The following is a 25,944-nucleotide window of genomic DNA, read 5'->3' as shown; positions in this document are numbered from 1 at the left end:
GCTGTTGCCCCAGGAAATCATTCGCCGCAAGCGCGATGGCGAGACACTCGACGCCGCCGACATCACCGCTTTCGTCAATGCCATGAGTTCGGGCTCAATCACCGAGGGCCAGGTCGCTGCATTCGCCATGGCCGTTTTCTTCAACGGCATGAAGCGCGACGAAGCTGTGGCGTTGACCCTCGCCATGCGCGATTCCGGCGATATCCTCGATTGGTCCGATTTGCCCGGACCCGCCGTCGACAAGCACTCCACCGGCGGCGTCGGCGACAATGTCTCGCTGATGCTGGCGCCGATTGCTGCGGCCTGCGGCGCCTATGTGCCGATGATCTCCGGCCGTGGGCTTGGTCACACGGGCGGCACTCTCGACAAGATGGATGCGATCCCCGGTTATCGCAGCCAGCCGGACAATGCCTTGTTTCGCCGGGTGGTGCACAGCGTGGGCTGCGCCATCATTGGCCAGACGGCAAACCTGGCGCCCGCCGACAAGCGCTTTTATTCGATCCGCGACGTCACCGCGACGGTGGAATCGATCCCGCTGATCACCGCCTCGATCCTATCGAAGAAACTGTCGGCTGGGCTCAACGCGCTGGTGCTGGACGTCAAGGCTGGCAATGGTGCGTTCATGGCGAAGACCCGCGACGCCGTCGCTCTCGCGGAAAGCATCGTGGGGGTGGCGCAGGGCGCCGGGCTCATGACGACGGCGTTGCTCACCGATATGAACGAGCCGCTGGCTCTCGCGGCCGGAAATGCCGTTGAGGTCAAGATTGCCGTCGATTTCCTGACCGGCGACAAGCGCGACAGCAGGCTTGAGGATGTGACCCTTGCGCTTGCCGCCGAAATGCTGGTTTCGGGCAAACTGGCTGCCAACCACAAGCTGGCAATGGAGAAGGCCCGCGAAGCGCTTCACAGCGGCAAGGCGGCGGAGATCTTCGGGCGCATGGTGGCTGCCCTCGGCGGTCCAACCGATTTGATGGCGCGGCCCCGCCACTATTTGCCGGTTGCGCCCATTACCCGTGAAGTGAAAGCGCCGGCCCTGGGCTTCGTCTCGTCAATCGATACGCGCGGCATCGGCGTCGCTGTGGTCGCGCTCGGTGGCGGGCGCATCCGCCCCCAGGATCCCATCGACCATGCCGTCGGCATCACCGACCTGCAGCCGATTGGTGCCAGAATGGAAGCGGGCGAGCCGATTGCATTGGTCCATGCGCGCAGCGACGACGATGCGGCAGCAGGCGTTCGCGCCATCGAGCAGGCGTTCAGCTTTTCGGAACGCAAGCCACGCACCGTAAGCCCCGTCCTGCGGCGCGTCGGCGGTTAAGCACCAAACTTTCAGAGGTTTGTGATCTCACGTCCCCCTTGCAGGGGCGAGGTTCCCCGGAAGGCTATTTCGTCCCGTACATGCGATCGCCGGCATCGCCGAGACCCGGCACGATATAGCCCTTTTCGTTCAAATGATCGTCGATCGCCGCGGTAAAGACCTGCACGTCGGGATGCGCCGTAGTGAAGCGCTCGATACCTTCGGGGGCCGCGAGGAGGCACAGGAAGCGGATGTTGCTCGCGCCGCGGTCCTTCAGCTTCTGAATCGCGGCAATGGCGGAGTTTGCCGTTGCGAGCATCGGATCGACGACAATAATAAGCCGGTTAACGATGTCTTCCGGCGCTTTGAAGTAATATTCGACCGGCTGCAGCGTTTCGTGATCGCGGTAGAGCCCGATATGTGCAACGCGCGCCGCCGGGACCAGATCGAGCATGCCTTCGAGAAGGCCGTTGCCGGCGCGCAGGATGGAGGCGAAGACCAGTTTCTTGCCCTCGATCACCGGCGCATCCATCTCGGCCAGCGGCGTCTGGATCTTGATCGTGGTCAATTGCAGGTCGCGCGTCACTTCATAGCAGAGCAGCAGGGAAATTTCCTTCAGGAGCCGCCGGAAGCCGGCGGTCGAGGTATCCTTGTCGCGCATGATGGTTAGCTTGTGCTGGACAAGCGGATGAGAAACGAGCGTCACGCCCATGGAAATCCCCTTCACTCTTTTACGCGGCGATCTTAGCCTTTCGGCGCCGGTCCCGCAAAGATCTCAACCGAAGCGCGCACAGTTTTGTCCGCTGCGAGACGTTGGATCAATGAACGCCTCGTATCCTCGTCGATGAATGCCGCCTTGAGGGCCGTCTCGGTCACGGCGACGAGGCCCGCGTCGTCATAGCCAAAATTGTTGGCCGCGATGGCATATTCGCGGGCAAGATCCGTATGGAAATAGGGCGGATCGTCGGCATTGAGCGTTACCGGGACGCCGGCGCGAGCCAGCACCGGCAAGGGATGGGCGGCAAAGTCAGGATAGACGCCGAGCGCAACGTTCGATCCCGGGCAGCATTCAAGGACGATCTGATCGGCGGCAAGGCGCTGGACGAGGTTCGGGTTCTCGATGGCCCGCACTCCATGGCCGATGCGCGTGGGCTTGATGGCATCGAGCGCGGCGGCCACGCTTTCCCAGCCGCAAAGTTCGCCCGCATGCACTGTTATGCCGAGGCCTGCGTCGCGGGCGAGATTGAACGCGGCGGCAAAATCACCCGGGCGATGCATGCGTTCGTCTCCGGCCATGCCGAAACCGGTGACCAGCGGATGCGGGTTCTCCACGATATAGCGGGCCGCCGCCAATACGGCTTCGGGACCCTTGTGGCGCAGGCCCGTCGCGATCAGGCGCCCCTCAATCCCGGTTGCTGCCTTGGCGCGGCTCATGCCCCCGGCAAGGCCCTCGATGTAGGCGCGCGGATCGAGACCGGCGCTGATCGCATGATCAGTGGAAATGAACACTTCGGAATAGATGCAATCGTGCCGGCTCAGCGCCAGAAGGTAATCTTCGGCGAGGTCGGCATAATCTTCTTCCGTGCGAAACAGCATGGATGCCTGGTCATAGGCATGAAGGAAAGACGTGAAATCGCCCCAAACGAATTTCTCGTCCTGAATGAAGCCGGAAACATCGACGCCGTATTTTGCCGCCTTCCGCTGCACCAGCGGCACGGATGCGGCGCCTTCTATATGGCAGTGCAACTCAGCTTTCAGAACCATCAAGTCACCCGACAACAAACGCGTCGCTTCATCGCGCAAGAGGACAATAGCGTTGCGCGAACTAATCTTCTATGGTTCGCCGCAAATAGAGTAGATCAGGTAATCGAGATGAGCCAGCAACGCACCGGCGCCCATGGCGGCATGGAAACTTCATTCGGGTTTCAGGACATCAGCGACGGCGAAAAGCAGTCGCGTGTCAACGATGTATTTCACCGCGTTGCCAAGCGCTACGACGTGATGAACGATCTCATGTCGGGCGGCATGCACCGGGTCTGGAAGGACTCGATGATTGCCTGGCTGTCCCCCTCGCGCACGGCCAACTGGAAAGTCCTTGACGTTGCCGGCGGTACCGGAGACATCGCGTTCCGGATCGTGGAAGCCTCCGGCCGCAACGCCCATGCAACCGTGCTCGACATCAATGGTTCCATGCTCGGCGTCGGGCGCGATCGAGCCGAAAAGAAAGGCCTCGCGGAGAATCTCGAGTTTGTCGAAGCCAATGCGGAAGAGCTTCCCTTTGCCGATGTGAGCTTCGATGCCTATACGATCGCCTTCGGTATCCGCAACGTTCCGCATATCGATCGTGCCCTGGCCGAAGCCTTCCGTGTCCTGAAGCCGGGCGGGCGCTTCATGTGCCTCGAGTTTTCCGAGGTGGAACTGCCGATCCTCGACAAGGTCTATGATGCGTGGTCGTTCAACGCCATTCCGAAGATCGGCAAGGCGGTGACCGGCGATGCCGACAGCTACCAGTATCTTGTCGAATCGATCCGCAAGTTTCCGCGCCAGGCCGATTTCGGCGAAATGATCCGCAAGGCAGGATTTGAGCGCGTTACCTGGCGCAATTTCACCGGTGGAGTGGCCGCCCTGCATTCCGGCTGGAAGTTGTGAATTCTGAATGAGTAAGCTAGCAGCGACATTCCGCCTGATGCGGGCCGGATGGATCATGACGCGTGAAGGCGTGATTTCCGCATTGCCCGCGGACGGCCTCAGCGGTCTTCCCGCCTTTGGCCATCGCGTCGCCGGCCTTCTGGCGCGCCGGCGCGCCATGACCGCGCGTCGTTCGGAGCGCATGTCACGGGCCATCAATAAGCTTGGACCATCTTACGTAAAGCTCGGGCAATTTCTGGCCACGCGTCCCGATGTGGTCGGCACGGAAGTCGCAGACGATCTGGCGTTGCTGCAGGACCAGCTGGATTTCTTCCCGATGGAAGCCTCGGTCAAGGCCATCGAAGGTTCACTCGGCCGGAGGCTCGACGATCTTTATGTAAGCTTTGACGCACCAATAGCGGCGGCATCGATTGCGCAGGTTCACCCTGCATATGTCAATGTTGCTGGCTCGGTTGAGAAGGTGGCGGTCAAGGTGGTACGACCGGGCGTGCGACAGCGCTTCAACAACGATCTTGAGAGCTTTTTCCTGGTCGCGCAGTGGCAGGAACGCTACGTGCCGGCGACGCGCCGCCTGCGGCCCATCGAGGTCACTCGCACGCTCGCCCAGACCACGCGCATAGAAATGGACCTGCGTCTCGAAGCCGCCGCCCTTTCGGAGATCGGCGAGAACACCAAGGATGATCCTGGCTTCCGCGTGCCGAAGGTTGACTGGGAGCGGACAGGCAGGGATGTGCTGACGCTCGAATGGATCGACGGCATCAAGATGTCGGATATCGAGGGGCTGCGGGCGGCCGGTCACAATCTGATCGGCCTCGCTGAAACGCTGATCCAGTCCTTTCTGCGCCACACGCTGCGCGACGGCTTCTTTCATGCCGACATGCATCCGGGAAACCTTTTCGTCGATGACGAAGGCCATATCGTCGCCGTGGATTTCGGCATTACCGGCCGGCTCGGCAAGAAGGAACGGCGGTTTCTCGCCGAAATCCTCTATGGCTTCATCACCCGCGATTATGCCCGCGTCGCCGAAGTTCATTTTGAGGCCGGCTACGTCCCGCACCACCATGACGTTGCGAGCTTCGCACAGGCAATCCGCGCCATTGGCGAGCCGATCCACGGCCAGCCGGCCGAGACGATCTCCATGGCGAAGCTCTTGACCTTGCTCTTCGAGGTTACGGAACTCTTCGACATGGAAACCCGTCCAGAACTCGTCATGTTGCAGAAAACAATGGTGGTGGTGGAGGGCGTTTCGCGCACACTCGACCCGCATTTCAACATGTGGAAGGCGTCGGAGCCGGTTGTCGGAGGCTGGATAAGACAGAATCTCGGGCCGCAAGGCATCCTTATCGATGCGCGGGATGGCGCCCACGCGATCCTGCACCTTGCCCGGCAGGCGCCGGATCTGGTGGCGCGTGCCGATCGCCTTTCGCGCGAACTCGATACGATGGCGGCAAATGGCCTTCGCTTTGACGAGCAGACCGCCAAGGCAATCGGCAAGGCCGAGGCGCGTCACACGCGGTCTGGGAGAATCGCGCTTTGGGTGATTGCACTGTGTTTTGTTTTGATCACCTACAAGCTCTTTGCTTGAGCTTTTACGACGTTTTGTGCTAGCAATGGTTGCATATTATATCCCTGCGATCCATTGAGTGCAATCAAATGGCCAGTATCACCATTCGCAATCTGGATGATTCCATCAAGGAAAGATTGCGGGTGCGCGCCGCAGCCCATGGCCGTTCCATGGAAGAGGAGGCGCGGATTATCCTCGGCGATCTGGTGGAGTACGCTCCCACGCCAGTGGCTGCGAAGACGCCGATCCAGCGTGGTTCGCTTTCGGAAAGGCGAATCCTCCTCATTATCGGCGGTGGTATTGCCGCTTATAAATGCCTTGATCTGATCCGTCGGCTTCGGGAACGCGGTGCACGCGTCCGGCCGGTGCTTACCAAGGCGGCGGAGGAATTTGTCACCCCGCTTGCTATCGGCGCGCTTGCCGCCGACAAGGTTTTCACCGAGCTTTTTTCGCGCGAGGACGAACACGATGTCGGTCATATCCGCCTGTCACGTGAGGCGGACCTTATTGTGGTCGCGCCTGCAACCGCGGATCTCATGGCGAAGATGGCCAATGGTCTGGCAAATGATCTGGCGTCGGCTGTGCTGATGGCGACCGACAAACGCGTGCTGATTGCGCCGGCGATGAACCCGAAGATGTGGGACCATCCGGCAACCAGGCGCAACCGTGCAACGCTCGCAAAAGACGGCATCCACTTTGTCGGACCCGGAACAGGAGAAATGGCGGAAAGCGGCGAGAGCGGCGCCGGACGCATGGCCGAAGCGCTGGAAATCGTGACGGCAATCGAGACGCTGCTGGACAGGAGGCCGAAGCCACTCGCCGGCAAGACGATTGTCATGACATCGGGTCCGACGCATGAGCCCATCGATCCCGTTCGCTACATCGCCAACCGGTCTTCGGGCAAGCAGGGCCACGCCATAGCCGCGGCGCTTGCGCGGCTTGGAGCCACCGTGCGTCTGGTCTCCGGTCCCGTCGCCATTCCGGATCCGGAAAGCGTTAGCGTCGTTCATGTCGAATCGGCGCGCGAAATGCGCGATGCGGTTGAGCAGTTTTTGCCTGCCGATGCGGCGGTCATGGTTGCGGCAGTTGCCGATTGGCGGACGGCCAACGAGGCTGGCGAAAAGATCAAAAAGAAGCCTGGTGAAACCGCGCCGGCGCTGCAGATGGTCGAGAACCCCGACATTCTGGCCGGCATTGGTCATAGCAAGTTGCGACCGCGCCTCGTCGTCGGATTTGCCGCTGAAACGCAGGATTTGCTCAACAATGCGCGCGTGAAACTTGACAAGAAGGGGGCGGACTGGATCGTCGCCAATGATGTCAGCCACGAAACCGGCATCATGGGCGGCGACCGCAATGCTGTGCGCATTGTCACCCGCACGGGCGTCGAAGAATGGCCCAACATGAGCAAGGATGAAGTCGCAGAACGGCTGGCCGCAAGGATCGCAGCCGCCTTGCAAACGGTGGAAGTGTGAGCTCCACTATCCGCCCGGCGGGGAGGTCCGATGCGTTGAATCTCGCCGCCCTGTCAATTCAGGTCTGGCTTCACACCTACGCGTCAGCCGGCATACGAGACGTTTTCGCCCATTATGTCTTCAGTCAGTTCAATGAAGAACGTCTGGCCAGCGAGTTGGGGGATGAATCGAAGGTTTTTCTCGTCAGTGAAGTTAAGGGCCATCTCGTCGGCTACGCCAAGCTCGCATTGAATGCCCGATGCCCAAACCGCGGAATCTCCATGCCGGAAGTCGAAACGCTCTACGTACAGGAGCATTTTGTTGGCCGTGGCATCGGCAGCGCCTTACTGGACGCAGTGACGGAAGCGTGCCTTTCATCGGGGCATCAGGAAATCTGGCTAACGGTCAACCAGGAAAATCTCAGGGCAAAAGCTTTTTATGAACGCAAGTCGTTCAGGAAGGTTGGCATTTATAATTTCGAACTCGATAATGAGCAGTATGCCAACGACGTACTTACTAAGATTCTTTGACAGGAGTTAGCTTGTCTCCGACCAATAATCTCGTTCCCATCCTCGAAACCGATCGTATCATCCTGCGCGCGCACCGCAGCGAGGATTTCGACGCAGTGCATGCCATGTGGCAGCATCCGGCGATCTACGAACAGATCACGGGCAAGCCATCGACCCGCGAGCAATCCTGGGCGCGGCTTCTGCGCTATGGCGGGCTGTGGAACATGATCGGTTTTGGCTTCTGGGCCATGGAAGACAAGGCGAGCGGGGAATTCATCGGTGAGATGGGCTATGCCGATTTCAGGCGCGAGATTACCCCCGGTTTCGGCGACGCACCGGAAATGGGCTGGGTTCTCGCGCCCAACGCACACGGCAAGGGCTATGCGAGCGAAGCGCTGTCACGCGTCGTGGCGTGGGGCGACACGTTCTTCCAGCAGGAGCGCGCGGTCTGCATCATTTCACCGAAAAATACTGCCTCTCAGCGGCTCGCGGCGAAGAATGGATTTGTGAAGGTTCTGGAGACGACCTATACCGAAGAGCCGGTCATCCTTCTGGAGCGCAAGTTCCAGTTTGTGAATGGAGCAGAAGCCGGCCTGTCACCGGCTCCTGCGGCCAGGTAAGTCGTAGCTAACGCAACTAATCTTTGATGACCTGGCTGTATTCGTCGCGAACGCGCTGGTAATTGCTCCAGAAACCGGCTGGTGCTTTGCCCTCAAGGTGGTCGATCAGGACACCGAGATGTGCGTGCCATCCGCTTGCGACGCTGACCATCGAATCGGTGCTGGCGAGGCGCGTATGCGTAAGTTTCAAAAGCGTATCGCTGCCACTTGCCGAAAGTTCGAACGTCACTTCAGAATCCTGGCCACCATCGGGCCAGGTGATGACAAGCAGATGCGGCGGCTCATAGCGCAGCACCTTGCTCTCAAAGCCCGAGCCTTCATATTTCTGAAATTCTGCCGGCGTCTTTTCGTCCGACAAATGCGAATGTTGGAAGGTCAGCTTGACTGGCCCACCGACAAAGTCGGCCATGGGGCCGCTCGCCAGCCATTTGGCGCGCTTGTCGGATTCGGTTAGATAGGCCCAAACTCGCTCCACCGGGCCGGGTAGCAGGCGTTCGAGGCGAAGCGTTCGCGGTGCGGTGACAACGCCGAGACGATCATTTCCAATATGCTGGTCCATTTCGTTCTCCTTTGATTTCAAGGTTTTGCCGGTTTGGTCGGCGTTGGTCCAATTGCTCCCGCCGATGTGCGATCTTCGTCGCGAAGCAGCTTTTCGAGATCGTCGAGGCGCGTCGTCCAGAACCGCTCGTAATGCCGCAGCCATTCCTGCGCTTCGGCGAGCCGCGCCGCCTGAAGCTCGCATATATGGGTGCGGCCCCGGACATTGCGGCGCACGAGCCCGGCCGATTCCAACACGCGGATATGTTTCGACGCTCCGGCCAGCGACATGTTGAATGGCGTGGCGAGTTCACTGACCGTGTGTTCGCCATTTGAAAGCCGGTGCAGCATTGCCCGCCGTGTTGGATCGGAAAGAGCGTGGAATACAGCGTCGAGATGGGGTGTCTGAAATTCAACCATACGGTTTAATATCAGTGGAGAAAATTATAGTCAACCAGTTGGTTTAATAATATTGATACTTCGTTAAAGAACGAGGAATCCTTGCCCAAGCGGATCGTCCGCCTCGACAAGGAATTCGGCCTTGCCGCTGTAATAGGCGTGGCCGGAGACGCGAGCGGTGATGGCATCAAAATTGCCCGCCTTTGTCTGCGAGGCGACAAACCCGGCAAAGCGCGATCCGACGATGCTTTCGAAGATGCGTGCATTGCCCTCGCGGACTTGACCCTTGGCGTGCATGGCGGCAAGCCGGGCCGTCACGCCCGAACCCGTGGGCGAGCGATCGAGCTGCGCATCGGCAAAGATGCAGACATTCTTCGTCGGCGCCTCATTCCACATATCGTTGCCATCGGTGAGGATCGAGCCATAAAGAAAAGCAAGGTCCTTGTGATCGGGATGATCGAGCGGGACGGCTTCCTTGACAGCTTCGGTCAAGGCGGTCGCCGCATCGATGAACCTGCGTGCCGGGTCGCGTCCGAATTCGAGGCCGAACTGGGTCGCATCGGCAAGCGCGTAAAACGCGCCGCCATAAGCGACGTCGAATTTTACGGGTCCGAAGGCTGGCAGGTCCACCTCCTGGTCGGCGGCAAAAAGGAAGGCCGGAACGCTTTCGAAGGAAACCCCGCCGGACTTGCCGTCGTTTACTTCTACGGAAGCAACCACCATACCGCAGGGACATTCGATATGGACGGTCGTCACCGGTTCGACCTTGGGCACCAGGCCGTAATCGACAGCATAGCGGCCGAGCGCGATGATCGCGTGGCCGCACATGGTTGAATAGCCCTCATTGTGCATGAACAGGACCGCAAGGTCCGCCCCCGGCAGGTTTGGTTCCACGAGAACGGCGCCATACATGTCGAAGTGACCGCGCGGTTCGAAAATCAGGATCTTGCGCAAATTGTCGTAGCTGTCGCGGACCTGGGCGCGCTTTTCGAGGATGGTGCTCTTCGGCAAGGCGGGATAGCCCGACGTCACGATCCGCAAGGGTTCGCCGCCGGTGTGCATGTCGATGACTTTGAGGAGGTCCGCCATCAGGCAATCCCCAGGAGCGCCGGCAATTTTCGCATATCGTCAAACAGAATGCCGCCAGCCGCTGCCAGCCCCTCATGGTCGGCATGCTCGTCGCCGCAATAGGAGAATACCCGCATGCCCGCCGCCGTGCCGGCGGTGGTCCCGGCGACACTGTCCTCGATCACGACCGCACGGCCGGGTTCGACACCCATTTCGCTCGCAGCATGCAGGAAGAGATCGGGAAAAGGCTTGCCGCGCGCCACCATGGAGGCGCTGTAGAGGACGTCTGCAAAATGCGCGATCAGCCCGCTCTTGCCAAGCGTAAGGTGCATCTTTTCGACATTGGCGGATGAGGCGACGCAGTAGGAAAGATCGGCCTTCTTGACGGCGGTTATGACGGTCTCAATATGCGGGATGGCTTCGACGCCCGCTTCGAAGATGATCGGCATGGCTCCGTACCAGCGATCGACGAAATCATCGCCGAGAAGATGGCCTTCGGCTTCAACCCTGTCCTTGACTGCGCGCATTGGCATGCCGCACAGGTTCTTGCGCGCTTCCTCGAAAGTAATGCCATAGCCGCAAGCGTTAAGCATTTTAACGAGGTGTCGGTTTGCAAGCGTTTCTGTATCGACCAGAACCCCGTCACAGTCGAAAATCACCAGATCGGGGCGCGTCATTCAGTTGTCCTTGTCCATGCCTTGAGAGAAGAGCCCCTGCAGGTCGCCAAATGGCACCCCCGCTTGCGAGAAACCGAATGTGCCCTTGTCGAGAACTTCGCGCACGGCATCCCGGATCGCGGTGAAGGCGGCAGTCGTCAGGCGCGGTCCGAGCGATATGCGCCGCACGCCGATGGATGCGAGTTCGCTGACCGACAAGGGTGCCGGGGCAAGCACGCTCACCGGCTTCGAGACGGATTTGCATATCGTTTCTATGCTTTCACGGTCGGAAATGCCGGGCGCGAAGAGCACGTCGGCGCCGGCCGCTTCGAATGCCTGTAGCCGCCTGATCGTATCGTCGAGATCGTTGCGCCCGTGCAGGAAGTTTTCGGCCCGCGCGGTGAAGACGAAATCACCCTTCAGGGCGCGCGCGGCTTCCGCGGCGGCGGCCACACGTTCGACCGCATGGGAAAACTCGTAGATCGGCTGTGCCGGATCGCCGGAAAAATCTTCGAGCGAGCAACCGGCGAGCCCAGCGGCCTCCGCCGCAAATATGGTTTCTCCAGCGCTGTCGGCACTGTCGCCCTTGCCTTTTTCAAGGTCGCCGGAAATGGGCAGGTCAGTTGCCGCCACGAGATCGCGGCAATGCTGCATCATCACATCGAAGGTGATCCCCCCATCGGGGAGGCCGCGCGAGAAGGCGAACCCGGCGCTGCTGGTCGCCAGCGCCTTGAATCCCATGGAGGCAAGGAATTTAGCGGTTCCCGGATCCCATGGATTGGGCATGATGAAGGTCTCGGGACTTTCATGCAGCTGACGGAAAACCAAACCCTTGTCCATAACGGCCTCCAATTGGACGCTGAGAGTCTCGTCCTGTTATGATGTTCCCGTTGATCCGAAGCCGCCGGCACCCCGTGCCGTCTCGCTGGCATGTTGCCGCTCTTCGATCGCAAGCTGCACCACCGGCGCCACGACGACCTGCGCAATGCGCATGCCGCGCTCCACATAGAAGTCGTCTTCGCCGAGGTTGATCAGGATTACTTTTACCTCACCACGATAGTCGGAATCAATCGTCCCCGGGGTGTTGAGGCAGGTAATTCCATGCTTGAGGGCAAGGCCCGATCGCGGGCGCACCTGCGCCTCGAAGCCCTGCGGTACCTCGAAGATCAGCCCGGTCGGCACCAGGGCCCTCCGCCCCGGCAAGAGCAGGAGCGGACGATCGGCCGGAACCGCTGCGCGCAGATCCATTCCCGCAGATCCCGACGTTTCATAGGCGGGCAGGTCTATATCCTGACCGTGCGGCAGCCTGACCAGGCCGAGAGCAGGATTTCTTGGGCGAACGGAATCGTTTTCTTGGGACATGAGAGACCTTTTTCACCAGTGGGCGGCACGCGTCAACTCACAAGATTTGCAGCATCCATCCTTTGCACACAATCCCCTTCTACCGAGCTACTCCAATCGAGGCGATTCACAATGGCGCAATTGCAGGCTATTGTGAGCCGACTTGCTCTTAACCAGGTGATTCATGTGTCGTTGGGCAGCCTATCTTGGACCGCAGCTCTATCTTGAAGATGTCATTGCTTCTCCCTGCCATTCCCTGATCGCACAGAGCCATGATGCGCACGAAGCCAAGACCCGCACCAATGGCGACGGTTTCGGTGTTGCCTGGTATGGCGAACGCGACGAGCCAGGCCTCTACCGCGACATCCTTCCAGCCTGGTCGGACCAGAACCTGAAAAGCCTGTCGCGGCAGATCCGGTCGCACCTTTTCCTCGCCCACGTGCGTGCCTCGACCGGCGGGGCGACGAGCCGCGCCAATTGCCATCCCTTCGTGTCGGGTCGATGGAGCTTCATGCACAATGGCCAGATCGGCCATTTCGATAAGCTTCGGCGCGGGTTGGAGGCGCGTCTCGACGATGGCCTCTATGCGCAAAAGCTGGGTTCCACGGATTCGGAACTGATCTTCCTGCTCATGCTGCAGCACGGTCTCGACAATGACGCCCCGACGGCCCTGACGGGCACGGTCAATGCCATCACTGCCGAAGCCGAGCGGGCGGGCGTGCCTGCCTTCATTCGACTGACGGCAGCCTTTTCCGACGGCCGGCAGCTTTACGCCGTGCGCTATGCCACGGACCGCTTCGCTCCTTCGCTTTATACCGCAAGCCTTGCGCCAAGCGCCGGGCTCTGCGTTGTCTCCGAGCCGCTCGACGGCGAGGCCGGCAACTGGATGCCGGTGCCACCCAACAGTTTCGTGACTGTGCGAAACACGAAACGCATCGCCATCGAGCCATTCATGGCCGAAGAAGCGGCAGCGAGGCGTGTCGAGGTCGTATAGCGCTGCCAAGGCAGGAGACGGCAGTTTAAGCGCATTCGAGCGGGCGGGAGCACCTTGCGGCTTTTCTTGTAGTACCTCTGGAGCACACACGCGGTCGGGGCTCGGCCCTCTCCACTGTTATCCTCCGCTCCACCTCGCCGTCATATTCGGCTATTGTCCGAGGAACTACCTTCTTGCAGCTCCCTTAGTGGCCAGAGCCTCTGTGCCACCCTTAACCAAATCCAAGTGTCGACGTGGAAGGCATTGGCTGATAGAAGGCGCGCAATCCTTTCACTACAAAGTTCGAGCCTTCCTCATGTCTTCTGCCGACCATCCTGTCACCAAGCGCCGTACCTTCGCGATTATTGCGCACCCTGACGCCGGTAAAACGACCCTCACCGAAAAGCTGCTGCTGTTCGGCGGGGCGATCCAGCTTGCCGGCGAGGTGAAGGCCAAGAAGGACCGCATGCAGACGCGCTCCGACTGGATGAATATCGAACGCGACCGCGGCATTTCCGTCGTTACCTCGGTGATGACCTTCGAGTACAAGGATTGCATCTTCAACCTCCTGGATACGCCAGGCCACGAGGATTTCGCCGACGACACCTACCGCACGCTGACGGCTGTCGACAGCGCCGTCATGGTCATCGATGCCGCCAAGGGTATCGAGTCGCGGACCTTGAAGCTCTTCGAGGTCTGCCGCATGCGCGACATTCCGATCGTGACTTTTATCAACAAGATGGACCGCGAGAGCCGCGATCCGTATGAAATTCTCGATGAGATCGAGCAGAAGCTTGCGCTCGACACGGCGCCGATCACCTGGCCGATCGGGCGCGGCAAGAGCTTTGCCGGCACCTATAATCTCAAGGACAATACGGTGCGCCGCCGCGACGAGGAAGAAGTGCCGACGCCGGTCAACGGCCCTGAAGCCGACGCGGCCTCGGGGCTCTTGCCCGAAAACGAGCGCCGGGACTGGATCGACGAGGTGACGCTGGCTCGCGACGCCTGCAATCCCTTCGATCTCCAGGCCTTTCGCGAAGGCCATCTGACCCCGGTCTATTTCGGCTCGGCGCTGCGCAACTACGGCGTACGCGATTTGATCGAAGCCTTCTGCGATTTCGGTCCAAGCCCGCGCGACCAGGACGCCGATACGCGCAAGGTCGCGGCCGAAGAAGAGAAGATGACCGGCTTCGTCTTCAAGATTCAGGCAAATATGGACCCGAACCATCGCGACCGCATCGCGTTCCTGCGCGTGTGTTCGGGCAAGCTTTCTCGTGGCATGAAGGCGAAGCTCGTGCGCACCGGCAAGCCGATGAGCTTGTCTGCGCCGCAATTCTTCTTTGCGCGCAGCCGCCAGATCGCCGACGAGGCCTGGGCCGGCGATGTCGTCGGCATTCCCAATCACGGCACGCTGCGCATCGGCGATACCCTCACGGAAGGCGAGGATCTACTTTTCCGTGGCGTGCCCAACTTTGCGCCGGAGATCCTGCGCCGCGTGCGGCTCGACGATGCGATGAAGGCCAAGAAATTGCGCGAAGCTTTGCAGCAGATGGCGGAAGAAGGCGTCGTGCAGCTGTTCCTGCCAGATGACGGCTCGCCGGCGATCGTCGGCGTGGTCGGGGCGTTGCAGATCGATGTCCTTACTGAGCGGCTGAAGGTGGAGTACACCTTGCCTGTCGGATTCGAGCCGGCACGCTTTACCGTTGCGCGCTGGATATCGGCCGATGATCCCGCCGAGTTGCAGCGCTTCATCAATGCGCACCGCGCCGATATCGCCCATGATCTGGATAATGATCCCGTGTTCCTCGCCCAAAACAGCTTCTCGCTGTCCTATGAGGCAGAACGCTGGAAGGCGATCCGCTTCACGGCGATCAAGGACTATCAGGTGCGCGAGAAGGCGGCCTGACCGGCCGCCGGGGGCTCTAGCCGCGCAGTTCCCGCCGCAAAATCTTGCCGACATTGCTCTTCGGCAATTCGTCGCGAAATTCGACGGAGCGCGGGCGCTTGTAGTTGGTCAGCCGCTCGGCGCAGAAGGCGCGCACGGCTTCCTCGGTGAGGGCCGGGTCCTTGCGCACGATGAAGAGCTTTACGCTTTCGCCGGAATGATCATTGGGAACGCCGATCGCCGCCGCTTCGCGGATACCGGGATGCTCCATCGCAACTTCCTCGATCTCGTTCGGGTAAACATTGAACCCGGAAACCAGGATCATATCCTTCTTGCGGTCGACGATCTTGGTGAAGCCGCGCTCATCCATGAAACCCATGTCACCTGAGCGGAAGAAACCGTCCGTCGTCATCACCTTTGCGGTTTCGTCAGGCCGGTTCCAGTAGCCGGCCATCACCTGCGGGCCGCGAATACAGATCTCGCCGACCTCGTGCAGGGCGAGTTCCTTGCCGTCGTCATTGCGGATCGAAATATCGGTGGAAGGGACGGGGAGGCCGATCGTCCCGGAAAATTCCGTGGCATCGAGCCGGTTAGCCGAGGCGACGGGCGAGGTTTCCGAAAGGCCATAGCCCTCGGTGATCACGCATCCGGTAATCTCTTTCCAGCGATCGGCAACGGGCTTTTGCACAGCCATGCCGCCGCCGAGCGAAAGGATAAGCTCCTTGAAGTCGAGCTTGCGGAAGTCCTCATTGTTCATGAGGCCGTTAAAGAGCGTGTTGAGGCCGGGAAAGATGTGCATCTTGTGCTTGCGCAGCTCCTTGACGAAGCCCGGTATGTCACGCGGATTGGGAATGAGAATGTTGACCGCGCCATGCTGCATGCCCATCATCGCGTTCACCGTCAGCGCGAAGATGTGGTAAAGGGGCAGCGCACAGATGAAGGTGAGATCCTTCGGACGGCCCTTGAGGCGATAGGCAACGTCGCACCAGACGTTCATCTGCGCCACGTTGGCGACGATATTGCCATGGGTGAGGATCGCGCCTTTTGAGATGCCGGTCGTGCCGCCGGTATATTGCAGGAAGGCAATATCCGTCGCCTTGAGTTCCACATGCCGCATGCTTTGGGCGCCGCCCTTGGCGAGCGCTGTCTTGAACGGTACATGCCCCGGCAGCGACCAGGCCGGCACCATCTTCTTTACCCGGCGCACGACGAGATTAACGACGTGCCCCTTGAGACCCATCATGTCGCCCATGGCGGCGACAACGACGTGCTGCACCGGCGTTTTGGTGATGACTTTCTGCAGCGTTGCCGCGAAATTTTCGAGAATGACGATCGCCTTGGCGCCGCTGTCCTTGAGCTGGTGTTCGAGTTCGCGCGGCGTGTAGAGCGGATTGATATTGACCACCGTATAGCCCGCCCGAAGTATGGCGGCGATGGTGATCGGGTATTGCAGGATGTTGGGCATCATCACCGCGATGCGGTCGCCCTTTTCGAGCCCGCGTGACTGAAACCATGCCCCAAGCGCACGGGAATAATTCTTTAGCTGCGTGTAGGTGATGCTCACGCCCATGCAGTTGAAAGCAGGCCTTTCGGCATAGTCGCTGAATACGCGCGTGAAAAGATCGGCGATGGATTCGTACGGCGAGGTCACTTCGGCCGGAACGCCGTCCGGATAATTGCTCACCCAGAACTTGGGTGTCGGCTGGGCCGAGGCGTGGGCGACTGGCTGCGCAGCCTGCTTTGCCCTTTTCGGCTGCATTGCCGGCTTGGCGTTAACAGGTTTTGGCGCGGCTATCGTGGCCGCCTTCTTTGTGGCCGTGCCAGGCTTGGCAGCAGCCTTCGGCTTTGTCGTATTGGCGGCAGCCTTGGTCCTCGCTGCCGGTTTGCCCGCGGCCTTCGCCACACCATCGGCACTCGCCTTCGCGGCGGTTCCGGACGTCCTTTTGACGGGCGCCGGAGCAGTCTTCGCTGCTTCACGGTCCGTGGACGGCGCGGATTTGCTCCTGCGTGTTGTCTCTTTGGCCACACTAAACCTCCCTGCTTGCTTCCCAAACCCGAACGCAATCTCCCCACCGCGTTCGATGCTACCCAACTCTGCTATCTATTGCGAGAGGCGCGGCGCTGGCAAGTATTTACATTAACGTAAACGTAAAAACTGGATGTCCGGCATTTTTACCCAAGTCTGGCGATTCATCGATTTGGTGACATCCGGGCACAAAGTTGCCAAGGTTCGTCTCGACAAAGCAGTGGCAACCTGAAATCACCGGATCGAATCGGATCAACTGTGGAAACCATTACCGTCATCCTGTTGATGCTCCTTGCCGTTGTGGTCAGCGACTCCATCGTGCGCGCGCTGCCCCTGCCAGTGCCGCTGCCGCTGGTGCAGATCGGGCTCGGTGCACTCATCGCCTCGGTGACGACCATACGCGTGGAACTCGATCCGGATATCTTCTTCCTCCTGTTTCTGCCGCCGCTGCTCTTCCTCGATGGCTGGCGCATCCCGAAGGAGGGGCTCTTTCGCGACAAGGGCATTATCCTCGAAATGGCGCTCGGCCTCGTTGTCTTCACGGTGGTAGGCCTCGGCTATCTCATTTACTGGATGATTCCCTCGATCCCGCTTCCCGTCGCCTTTGCGCTCGCGGCGATCGTATCGCCCACGGATCCGATCGCCGTATCGGGCATTGCCGCGCGGGTACCGATACCGTCGCGCATGATGCACATTCTCGAGGGCGAATCGCTGTTGAACGATGCGTCCGGCCTCGTCTGCATGCGCTTTGCCGTCGCGGCTATGCTGACGGGTGCTTTCTCGATTTCGGACGCATTCTTCACCTTCCTTTGGCTGGCAATCGGCGGCATAGCCATTGGCGTCGGCGTCACGCTCGGCGTAACGAGGGGCAAGGCCTTCCTCGCCCGCCATCTTGGTGAAGAAAGCGGCTCGCAGATCCTGATCAGCTTGCTCATTCCATTCGGCGCCTATCTTCTCGCCGAGCATGTCCATGCCTCGGGCATCCTCGCCGCCGTCGCCGCCGGCATCACCATGAGCTATGCCGAGATCACCGGTCAGGCGCTGGCCGTCACGCGCGTGCGCCGCACGGCAGTCTGGGATACCGTGCAGTTCGCCGCCAATGGCGCAATCTTTGTCCTGCTCGGCGAACAGCTTCCCGGCATCTTTTCCGGAGCGGTCGAGAACATCGCCGCGGGTCGCTCGTCGCCCTGGTGGCTGGTCGTGTATATCGTGGTCATCACGCTTGCGCTCGGCGCGCTGCGCTTTGCCTGGGTCTGGGCGTCTTGGAGCATTACCCTCTCACGAACGGCAGGAACGCGCGAGCAGATCCTCGTGCGGCCGAGCTGGCGACTTGTCGCCACCATGTCGGTTGCCGGCGTACGCGGCGCCATAACGCTTGCCGGCATACTGACGTTGCCGCTTTTCCTCTATGATGGCAGCCTGTTTCCGGCGCGTGATCTCGTTATTTTCCTTGCGGCCGGCGTCATCATCCTCTCGCTTGTGGTTGCCAGCATCGCCCTTCCACGCCTGCTGAACAATATCGAGGTTCCTGTCGAGGCCTCGCATCGCAAGGAGGAAGATTACGCCCGTATCGCCGCCGCAGAAGCGGCCATCATGGCGGTCGAGCGCGCGCAGCACGATCTCGCCGCTGGCCGCCCGGACGCCGATCTCTACGCGGATGTGGCGGCGCAGATCATGGAACTCTACCGCAAGCGCATTGACGGCCGCATGCGTCTCGGTGAAGAGCGTGAGCAGACCGCGCAGACCGACGAAGTCGAGAAAGTGCTGTTCACGACGGCGCTGAAAGCGGAGCGTCAGGAGATCTATCGGCTGGTGCGCGCCCGGCGGCTAGAGACTGCCGTCGCAACGAAGATGGTGCGCGATATCGATCTGCTCGAGGCGCGGTACGGGTAGACGATTCACTGCAAATCCTCGAGCACCAGCGCCGCGCCCTTGGCGCCAACCATCATCGCGGCGGCGTTGGTGTTGCCGCTAATGATGTTCGGAAAGATTGAGCAGTCGATGATCCTGAGGCCATCCACGCCATGCACTTTCAGCCGCGGATCGACGACCGACTGGGCCGGATCCGGCCCCATGCGGCAGGTCGACACCGGATGGTAGACCGTGCCGCTGCGCTTGCGAAAATCGGCGATCAACTCCTCGTCGCTTCGGCAGCCGGGTCCCGGCAATAATTCCTCGACGATCAGCTTCGACATGGTAGGCGTCGCCGCCACCTTGCGCAGGAATTTGACCGCGTCGAGCATTTCGGCAACGTCATGCTCGGTCGAGAAGGCATTCGCCACGATCTGCGGCGCTTGCAGCGGATCGGCCGAACGGATGTGGATCGAGCCGGTGCTGGTCGGGCGGCAGTTCGACAGGCCAATGGAAAATCCGGGCCAGGGGTCTGGCGTCAGGATAGGACGCTCGCCATTTTTCGGCACAATCGTCGAGAACGCCTGAAAATAGAGCTGCATATTCGCACGCGTCCGTGACGGATCGGTGCGGAAGAAACCGCCCCCCTGGTTCATGCTGATCGAAAGCGGTCCCGTGCGCAGCAAAAGATATTCGATGCCGGCAATCGCCTTGCCCCACCATGGCCTCAGCACCTGATTGAGCGAGGGAATATTGGCGCGATAGGTATAATTTATGCCGAGATGGTCCTGAAGGTTTTCGCCGACATTCGGGTTTGCGTAAACGACGTCGATGCCGAGTTGCGAAAGCCGCGCCGGATCGCCGATGCCGGAAATTTCGAGCAGTTGCGGCGTGTTCACCGACCCGCCGGCAAGAACGACTTCGCGGCCCGCCTTCACCGTTTCGCTGCGCCCATTCCTCGTAAATGCCACGCCCACGGCTTGCTTGCCCTCGAAGAGGATGCGGGTCACCATGGCGCCGGTCAGTACCGTCACATTGGGCCGTTTCATCGCTGGACGCAAAAAGGCCCGCGCCGCCGACATGCGACGACCACCCTTCGTCGTCAGTCGAAAGGCGCCGACGCCCTCCTGGCTCGCGCCGTTGAAATCGGGATTGTAGGCGAGGCCTGCTTCCTGAGCCGCGATAATCAGCTTGTTGGCAAGCGGGTGAAACAATTTGGAGCAATCGCTGACATGCAGCGGCCCGCCACGGCCAAGACTGTCCGACGGGCCGTCATGGTCCTCCAATGCCTTGAAGATGGGCCAGACATCGGCAGCGCCCCAACCCGGATTGCCGCGGTCGCGCCACTCGTCGAAATCCTCGCGGGCGCCCCGGACATAAACCATGGCATTGATCGAACTCGATCCGCCGAGCACCTTGCCGCGTGGCCAGTAGTCGGCATTGCCTGCGAGGCCGGGGTCCGGTTCGGCGCGGTACATCCAGTTGACGGATTTGTCATAGAAGGTCTTGCCGTAGCCGAGCGGCATGGCGATGAAGAATCGCCGATCGGAGCCGCCCGCCTCGAGCACGAGCACGGAGTAGCGCCCGTTCTCAGAGAGGCGATTGGCAACGACTGAGCCGGCCGAACCGGAACCGACGATGATGAAGTCAAAGGAGCGCATAGATGCCTTGCCCGAATGCGAATATGTCCGGAAAAGATACCCGCCTTCGATCCCCTAAACCCAAACGGCTTTCCGTCACGGCCTATGGAAAATGCGACAGGAAGAAGGATCCGCGCATTTCTTGCCTTCTCTACCCGCCGCTCACCGCCGCATTGAAGTTCTCGAAGAACTGCGTCGCGAGCTTTTTCGAAGTCGATGCGATCAGGCGGCTGCCGAGCTGGGCAATCTTGCCGCCGACATCGGCATTGACGACGTAGGCGAGCACGGTCTCCGCGCCCTCGTCGATAAGCGTTACGTCGGCTCCGCCCTTGGCAAAACCCGCAATCCCGCCGGTGCCTTCGCCGGAGATCGTATAGGACTGGGGCGGATTGAGATTGGAAAGCTCGACCTTGCCTTTGAAGCGTGCCTTGACCGGTCCCATCTTGACGCCGACAACTGCTGCAAGCTCGGTATCTGAGATCCTCTCCAGACTTTCACAGCCCGGGATACACGCTTTCAAAATCTCCGGATCGTTCAGCGCTTTCCATACGGTATCGCGCGGTGCGACGATCCGTTCCTCTCCAGTCAAATCCATGATTGGCTCCTCCCGAAGCGGAGGCTAGATGGTTTTGCGGTGAAAATGAAGCGGCGCGTGCCGCAGTTTTCCCGCAATTGGCAAGGCATGTTCGCCGCAGCGAAGAAAGCATGAGATTCTCCCCTCGATGAATTGAATTCAATCCGTTTGAGTGGCAGTTTGCCCACGCCCGAAGCATTGTTGCAGGAGACGAAAATGGCGTCAGAACAAGCGAACGAAGTAAAACGTTCGGTCAAGGCTCTCAAGGATCACTGGAAAAACGGCGCCCCGCGCAACATGCGCAGCGCCTTCGCCGAGGATCCGAAGCGCTTTTCCCGCTATTCCCTCGAACTCGATGATCTCCTGCTCGATTGGTCGAAGTGCCTCGTCAATGACGATACCATGGCTCTGCTTGCTGACGTGGCCAGGGCGGCGAAGGTCGAGGAGCGTCGCGACGCGATGTTTGCCGGCAAACCAATAAACAATACCGAGGGCCGCGCGGTGCTGCATGTCGCCCTGCGCAACCGGTCCGACAAGCCGATCAAGGTCGACGGTGAAGACGTCATGCCCGGCGTCAAGGACGTGCTTGACCGCATGGGCGCGTTTGCCGAGGGCTTGCGTTCGGGTGCGATCAAGGGTTCGAAGGGCAAGCCGATCACCGATATCGTCAATATCGGCATAGGCGGGTCGGATCTCGGCCCCGCCATGGCGACGCTTGCGCTATCGCCCTATCATGACGGCCCCCGCGCCCATTTCGTCTCCAACGTCGATGGCGCCCATATTGCCGATACGCTCGCCAAACTCGACCCCGCAACGACCCTGATCATTGTTGCGTCGAAAACCTTCACGACCATCGAAACCATGACCAACGCCAAGGCGGCACGCAAATGGATCGCCGATGCGCTTGGCGAAGAGGCTGTCGGACAGCATTTTGCGGCCGTCTCGACAGCGCTCGACAAGGTCGACGCTTTCGGCATTCCGGCCGATCGCATCTTCGGTTTCTGGGATTGGGTCGGCGGCCGCTATTCGATCTGGTCGGCAATCGGCCTGCCGCTGATGATCGCGATAGGACCGGAGAATTTCGGCCGTTTCCTCGATGGCGCCCACGCCATGGACGAGCATTTCCGCAAGACACCCTTGAAGAAAAACCTGCCGATCATGCTCGGCCTTGTCGGCTACTGGCATCGCGCCATATCCGGCTATATGAGCCGCGCGGTCATTCCCTACGATCAACGCCTCGCCCGGCTCCCGGCCTACTTGCAGCAGCTCGACATGGAATCGAACGGCAAGGGTGTGACGATCGACGGCAAACCGGTCGCCGGTCCGACCGGCCCTGTGGTGTGGGGCGAGCCCGGCACGAATGGACAGCATGCCTTCTTCCAGCTTCTGCACCAGGGAACCGATACGATTCCGGTGGAATTTATCGTTGCGGCCACGGGGCACGAGCCCAATCTCGACAACCAGCATGAGATGTTGATGGCGAACTGCCTTGCCCAGTCGGAAGCGCTGATGAAGGGACGCACGTTGGAGGAGGCGGCAGCGCAGCTTGCCGCCAAGAACCTATCGAAATCCGAGGTTAAGCGGCTTGCGCCGCACCGAGTTTTTACCGGCAACCGGCCTTCGATCACCATCATTCACGACAAGCTCGATCCCTATACGCTTGGCCGGCTGATCGCGCTCTACGAGCACCGCGTTTTTGTCGAGGCGCAGATTTTCGGGATCAACGCCTTCGATCAATGGGGCGTTGAGCTCGGCAAGGAACTGGCGACGGAGCTGCTGCCGGTGGTCTCCGGAGCGGAAACGGCAAAGGACAAGGACGCTTCGACGCAAGGTCTTGTCGCCCACCTGCGCAAGCGGCGTGGCAAATAGGCCTAAGTTCCAACAATCATACCAAGCATACTCGGGAGAGAACGATGAAGACCGAAACGATCACGCTGGCCGGCGATGTGCCGGGCAACAGCATTGAATTGCGCGTCCTGCGCTTTGAGGGCAAGGACGACAAGGCCGTCACTGCCTATCTGCAATCATCATTGCACGGCTCCGAGCTTCCCGGTCAGGCTGCCTTGCATTTTCTCATTCCGATGCTGGAGAAGGCTGAGCGCGAGGGCCGCCTTGCTGGCAATATCACGGTCGTCCCCCAAGCCAATCCGATCGCCTCGGCACAATGGCTGGCGCACGAACATCTTGGCCGCTTCGACTATTTCTCGAGCGTGAATTTCAACCGGTCCTTTCCCTTGCTTGAAGGCTTCGACACGTCGGGTCTTCCGGGCGTGGATGCGCCAAAATCTCTGGCTGAAAGGTTGAAAGCCCAGCTTCTGCGCCTCGCCCTGCCGCATGAAATCGTCCTCGATCTTCATTGCGATGACGAAAGCGAAAGCTATGTCTATATCCATCAGGCATTCCTGCCTGAAATGTACGATCTGGCGTCGGCGCTCGGATCGACCGCTATCCTTTCCTGGAGCAGCACCGCAGATGCCGCATTCGAGGAGGCCTGCGCCCATCCGGTGATCCAGCTGTCAAAAGAGGAACGCAATGTGAATCGCCGGGCGGTGACGACCGTAGAGTTTCGCGGCATTGCCGATGTTGGCGTTGAGACGGGCAGGTCGGATGCGCTTGGTCTCTACCGTTTCCTCGTGCACCGCGGCGTCATTACCGATGCGGCAGTGAAACTCGATATCGATTTCAAAGGGCCGGTGACCCCGCTCGAAAATGTCGAAATGATCCGCGCCCCGCAGGGCGGCATGATTCTCTTCCACGTCGAGATCGGCGCAGAGGTCAAGGAGGGCGACAAGCTCGTGACGGTTGTCACTATTCCGGGCGATGCAGGCGGCGACATTGTCCTGACCGCACCGCAGGCCGGGCGGATCCTGACGCGGCGTAGCCACCGCTATACCCGCCGCGGCGATGACCTGCTGAAACTCCTCGGCTCGAAGCGCTCGGAGACGGCGCGTCCGGGCTCGCTGGAGGCATGATGGCAACCACCCGCTCGGCGCAGATTCGTGGAATTCTGTTCGACAAGGACGGAACGCTTGTCGATTTCAACCGCACCTGGTTCGGCATCACCATGGAGATTGCCCGCGAGGCGGCTGCAGGCGATGAAGCAAAGGCGCGGGCGCTCGTCGAGGCGGGCGGGTACGATTGGGAGATGGAAAAGTTCCGCGGCGGCTCTGTTGTCGCTGCCGGAACGATTCACGATATCGTCGACCTTTGGCATCCCGAACTGACGCTTGAGGAAAAGCGCGAACGCATTCGCGCCTACGACGATTATGCGGTGAGCGAAGGCTCCCGCCGCGCTGTCGGCATTGACGGCTTGCGCGAAACTCTGGAAGCGCTGGTGGCGCAAGGCTACGTGCTCGGCATCGCCACCAATGATTCCGAGGCCGGCGCACGCGCAACAGCCGAGGCACTCGGGCTGACTGCCCTGTTTACCCTTATAATCGGTTACGATTCTGTCGCCCGCGCCAAACCCCATGCCGATCAGCTGCATCTCTTCGCCGAGCGTACCGGTATCGCTCCCGCCGCCATCGCCATGGTTGGCGACAATGCACATGATCTCGAGATGGCGCATGCCGCAGACGCGGGCCTCGCCATTGGCGTTCTCTCGGGCAACAGCACGCTTGACGATCTCGGTCCGTTGAGCGACGCCATTCTCGGTTCCATCGCCGAACTGCCGGCGTTTCTTGCGCGTCGGGCTGAAGCCGATCGGGCTTGAGAAGCCCCGGCGCGCCAGCGCCGATCCTGCTACAATGATGACAATGATTTGGGTGCTGTGAACCGATCGCAGTGCTATGAATTCGCCATTGCCATTAATCGCCAGCGAGGGCTTCATGGACAGTCAGGATTTTGCCGTTGGTATAGAAGATGTAAAGGCCGCCGCCGGGCGGCTTCAGGGACAGTTGGCTTCGACGCGCCTTGTCGAATCGGAAGCGCTCAATGCTAAATACAAGGCGCGCATCCTGTTCAAGCCGGAATGCCTGCAACGAACCGGTTCGTTCAAGTTTCGCGGGGCCTATAATCGCATAAGCCAGTTTAACGAAGCCGAGCGCGAACGGGGCATCATCGCCTATTCGTCCGGCAATCACGCGCAGGGCGTTGCGAGCTCCGCAAAGCTCTTTGGCATCAACGCAGTAATCATCATGCCAAGCGATGCGCCACAGACCAAGATCGCCAATACGCGCTCCTACGGTGCGGAAGTCGTCCTCTACGACCGCTACAACCAGAACCGCGACGATGTCGCGACACCCTTCATCGAGGACCGTGGGATGATACTCGTGCCGCCCTATGACGACCCCTCAATCATGGCGGGGCAGGGCACCATAGGCCTCGAACTCGTGGCGGAAGCGAAGGAGCGTGGCTTCGAAATCGATGACCTCTTCGTGCCGACCGGGGGCGGTGGTCTGATCAGCGGCATCTCGGTCGCGGTCAAGGCCGGTTCGCCGAGGACGCGAATCTGGGGCGCGGAACCGGAGCATTTCGATGATTTGCGCCGCTCGCTGATTGCTGGAGAGCGCGTCACCAACGAGGCTGGCCACCGTTCGATCTGCGACGCCATCCTGACGCCGCAGCCGGGCGAACTCACCTTCCCGATCAACAAGCACAATCTAGCCGGCGCCATCGCAGTGTCGGACAGCGCGGTGCGCGGAGCCATGCGCGACGCCGCCAATCACCTGAAACTGATCGTCGAACCGGGCGGCTGTGCGGCCTTCGCGGCGCTCGCCAGCGGCGAGGTCGATATCGAAGGCAGAACCGTCGTCGTCGTCCTTTCGGGCGGAAATGTCGATCTCGACATCTATGGCGGGATGATCGCAGCGGCTTGAGGCAAAAGACCGCTGCGGTTGTTACCTGGTCGTCACAAGAGGGCGGTAGGCTCGGGTCTCGTCCCCCCAGCCAGATAGCCAGAGGTGAGC

Annotated in this window: 24 protein-coding genes; 13 read left to right on the top strand and 11 right to left on the bottom strand. The window is 60.4% G+C overall.

The window, feature by feature from the left end; all coding sequences use genetic code 11:
• Window position 1: 1 nt before the first annotated feature.
• A complete protein-coding gene (deoA, locus tag HQ945_RS07395; protein WP_027230688.1) occupies window positions 2-1,315 on the top strand; it encodes a thymidine phosphorylase in 1,314 nt (437 codons plus the stop codon).
• Between the two features lie 64 nt (window positions 1,316-1,379).
• Here deoA and upp read toward each other — a convergent pair whose 3' ends face one another.
• Together upp and HQ945_RS07385 are read right to left on the bottom strand one after the other, a co-directional pair.
• Window positions 1,380-2,006, bottom strand: a complete 627-nt coding sequence (upp, locus tag HQ945_RS07390; RefSeq protein ID WP_027230687.1) for a uracil phosphoribosyltransferase — start codon at window positions 2,004-2,006, stop codon at window positions 1,380-1,382.
• Between the two features lie 32 nt (window positions 2,007-2,038).
• Window positions 2,039-3,058 (bottom strand): adenosine deaminase, encoded by a 1,020-nt coding sequence (locus HQ945_RS07385; protein ID WP_113281145.1) that lies wholly within the window; start codon window positions 3,056-3,058, stop codon window positions 2,039-2,041.
• A 108-nt stretch (window positions 3,059-3,166) separates the two neighbouring features.
• Between HQ945_RS07385 and ubiE the strand changes: the two genes are divergently transcribed.
• From ubiE to HQ945_RS07360, 5 genes are all read left to right on the top strand, one after another.
• Window positions 3,167-3,943 carry a bifunctional demethylmenaquinone methyltransferase/2-methoxy-6-polyprenyl-1,4-benzoquinol methylase UbiE gene (gene ubiE, locus HQ945_RS07380; protein ID WP_113281146.1) on the top strand — a complete coding sequence of 259 codons (777 nt, stop codon included), beginning with the start codon at window positions 3,167-3,169 and terminating at the stop codon, window positions 3,941-3,943.
• A gap of 7 nt (window positions 3,944-3,950) precedes the next feature.
• A complete protein-coding gene (gene ubiB, locus HQ945_RS07375) occupies window positions 3,951-5,528 on the top strand; it encodes a 2-polyprenylphenol 6-hydroxylase (RefSeq protein WP_113281147.1) in 1,578 nt (525 codons plus the stop codon).
• 68 nt (window positions 5,529-5,596) lie between these two features.
• Complete coding sequence (coaBC, locus tag HQ945_RS07370) at window positions 5,597-6,979, top strand: bifunctional phosphopantothenoylcysteine decarboxylase/phosphopantothenate--cysteine ligase CoaBC (RefSeq protein WP_113281148.1); 1,383 nt, start codon at window positions 5,597-5,599, stop codon at window positions 6,977-6,979.
• Window positions 6,980-7,014: 35 nt separating this feature from the next.
• Window positions 7,015-7,488: a GNAT family N-acetyltransferase gene (locus tag HQ945_RS07365; protein WP_162737219.1), complete on the top strand. Its 474-nt coding sequence runs from the start codon at window positions 7,015-7,017 to the stop codon at window positions 7,486-7,488.
• Window positions 7,489-7,499: 11 nt separating this feature from the next.
• Window positions 7,500-8,087, top strand: coding sequence for a GNAT family N-acetyltransferase (locus tag HQ945_RS07360; RefSeq protein WP_174207846.1), 588 nt, complete (start codon window positions 7,500-7,502; stop codon window positions 8,085-8,087).
• Between the two features lie 16 nt (window positions 8,088-8,103).
• On the opposite strand, the gene HQ945_RS07355 is transcribed toward HQ945_RS07360, so the two are convergent.
• From HQ945_RS07355 to dut, 6 genes are all read right to left on the bottom strand, one after another.
• On the bottom strand, window positions 8,104-8,646 hold the full coding sequence (locus HQ945_RS07355; RefSeq protein WP_113281151.1) for an SRPBCC family protein: 543 nt from the start codon (window positions 8,644-8,646) through the stop codon (window positions 8,104-8,106).
• Window positions 8,647-8,663: 17 nt separating this feature from the next.
• Window positions 8,664-9,044 carry an ArsR/SmtB family transcription factor gene (locus HQ945_RS07350; protein ID WP_113281152.1) on the bottom strand — a complete coding sequence of 127 codons (381 nt, stop codon included), beginning with the start codon at window positions 9,042-9,044 and terminating at the stop codon, window positions 8,664-8,666.
• A gap of 63 nt (window positions 9,045-9,107) precedes the next feature.
• On the bottom strand, window positions 9,108-10,112 hold the full coding sequence (locus HQ945_RS07345) for a proline racemase family protein (RefSeq protein WP_174207845.1): 1,005 nt from the start codon (window positions 10,110-10,112) through the stop codon (window positions 9,108-9,110).
• Window positions 10,112-10,768 (bottom strand): HAD family hydrolase, encoded by a 657-nt coding sequence (locus HQ945_RS07340; protein ID WP_027230680.1) that lies wholly within the window; start codon window positions 10,766-10,768, stop codon window positions 10,112-10,114. Before HQ945_RS07340 ends, HQ945_RS07345 begins: the two co-directional genes overlap by 1 nt.
• Window positions 10,769-11,587, bottom strand: a complete 819-nt coding sequence (locus HQ945_RS07335) for an isocitrate lyase/PEP mutase family protein (protein ID WP_027230679.1) — start codon at window positions 11,585-11,587, stop codon at window positions 10,769-10,771.
• Between the two features lie 36 nt (window positions 11,588-11,623).
• Window positions 11,624-12,109, bottom strand: coding sequence for a dUTP diphosphatase (gene dut, locus HQ945_RS07330; protein WP_027230678.1), 486 nt, complete (start codon window positions 12,107-12,109; stop codon window positions 11,624-11,626).
• Between the two features lie 163 nt (window positions 12,110-12,272).
• Here dut and HQ945_RS07325 point away from each other — a divergent pair, with 163 nt between their 5' ends.
• A complete protein-coding gene (locus tag HQ945_RS07325) occupies window positions 12,273-13,082 on the top strand; it encodes a class II glutamine amidotransferase (RefSeq protein ID WP_113281154.1) in 810 nt (269 codons plus the stop codon).
• A gap of 295 nt (window positions 13,083-13,377) precedes the next feature.
• Window positions 13,378-14,967, top strand: a complete 1,590-nt coding sequence (locus HQ945_RS07320; protein WP_027230676.1) for a peptide chain release factor 3 — start codon at window positions 13,378-13,380, stop codon at window positions 14,965-14,967.
• Between the two features lie 16 nt (window positions 14,968-14,983).
• Here HQ945_RS07320 and HQ945_RS07315 read toward each other — a convergent pair whose 3' ends face one another.
• Window positions 14,984-16,705, bottom strand: coding sequence for a long-chain-fatty-acid--CoA ligase (locus HQ945_RS07315; RefSeq protein ID WP_113281193.1), 1,722 nt, complete (start codon window positions 16,703-16,705; stop codon window positions 14,984-14,986).
• A 525-nt stretch (window positions 16,706-17,230) separates the two neighbouring features.
• Between HQ945_RS07315 and HQ945_RS07310 the strand changes: the two genes are divergently transcribed.
• Window positions 17,231-18,865 carry a Na+/H+ antiporter gene (locus HQ945_RS07310; protein ID WP_027230674.1) on the top strand — a complete coding sequence of 545 codons (1,635 nt, stop codon included), beginning with the start codon at window positions 17,231-17,233 and terminating at the stop codon, window positions 18,863-18,865.
• 5 nt (window positions 18,866-18,870) lie between these two features.
• Here HQ945_RS07310 and HQ945_RS07305 read toward each other — a convergent pair whose 3' ends face one another.
• Window positions 18,871-20,484 carry a GMC family oxidoreductase gene (locus tag HQ945_RS07305; RefSeq protein ID WP_113281155.1) on the bottom strand — a complete coding sequence of 538 codons (1,614 nt, stop codon included), beginning with the start codon at window positions 20,482-20,484 and terminating at the stop codon, window positions 18,871-18,873.
• Window positions 20,485-20,614: 130 nt separating this feature from the next.
• Window positions 20,615-21,058: an SRPBCC family protein gene (locus tag HQ945_RS07300; protein WP_027230672.1), complete on the bottom strand. Its 444-nt coding sequence runs from the start codon at window positions 21,056-21,058 to the stop codon at window positions 20,615-20,617.
• Between the two features lie 195 nt (window positions 21,059-21,253).
• Between HQ945_RS07300 and pgi the strand changes: the two genes are divergently transcribed.
• The 4 genes from pgi (at window position 21,254) to HQ945_RS07280 (ending at window position 25,854) form a co-directional block, all read left to right on the top strand.
• On the top strand, window positions 21,254-22,906 hold the full coding sequence (gene pgi / locus HQ945_RS07295; protein WP_113281156.1) for a glucose-6-phosphate isomerase: 1,653 nt from the start codon (window positions 21,254-21,256) through the stop codon (window positions 22,904-22,906).
• A gap of 44 nt (window positions 22,907-22,950) precedes the next feature.
• Window positions 22,951-24,009, top strand: a complete 1,059-nt coding sequence (locus HQ945_RS07290) for a M14 family metallopeptidase (protein ID WP_027230670.1) — start codon at window positions 22,951-22,953, stop codon at window positions 24,007-24,009.
• Entirely contained in the window at window positions 24,009-24,749 is a 741-nt protein-coding gene (locus HQ945_RS07285) for an HAD family hydrolase (protein ID WP_113281194.1), read from the top strand. The genes HQ945_RS07290 and HQ945_RS07285 overlap by 1 nt, the downstream gene beginning before the upstream one ends.
• A gap of 115 nt (window positions 24,750-24,864) precedes the next feature.
• Window positions 24,865-25,854, top strand: a complete 990-nt coding sequence (locus tag HQ945_RS07280) for a threonine/serine dehydratase family protein (protein WP_027230668.1) — start codon at window positions 24,865-24,867, stop codon at window positions 25,852-25,854.
• Window positions 25,855-25,944: the final 90 nt, after the last annotated feature.

The sequence above is a fragment of the Phyllobacterium pellucidum genome (assembly GCF_013327855.1).
Lineage (GTDB): Bacteria > Pseudomonadota > Alphaproteobacteria > Rhizobiales > Rhizobiaceae > Phyllobacterium > Phyllobacterium pellucidum.
The sequence above is the reverse complement of the archived record's forward strand: the minus strand, read 5'-3'. Positions and strand labels throughout refer to the sequence as shown.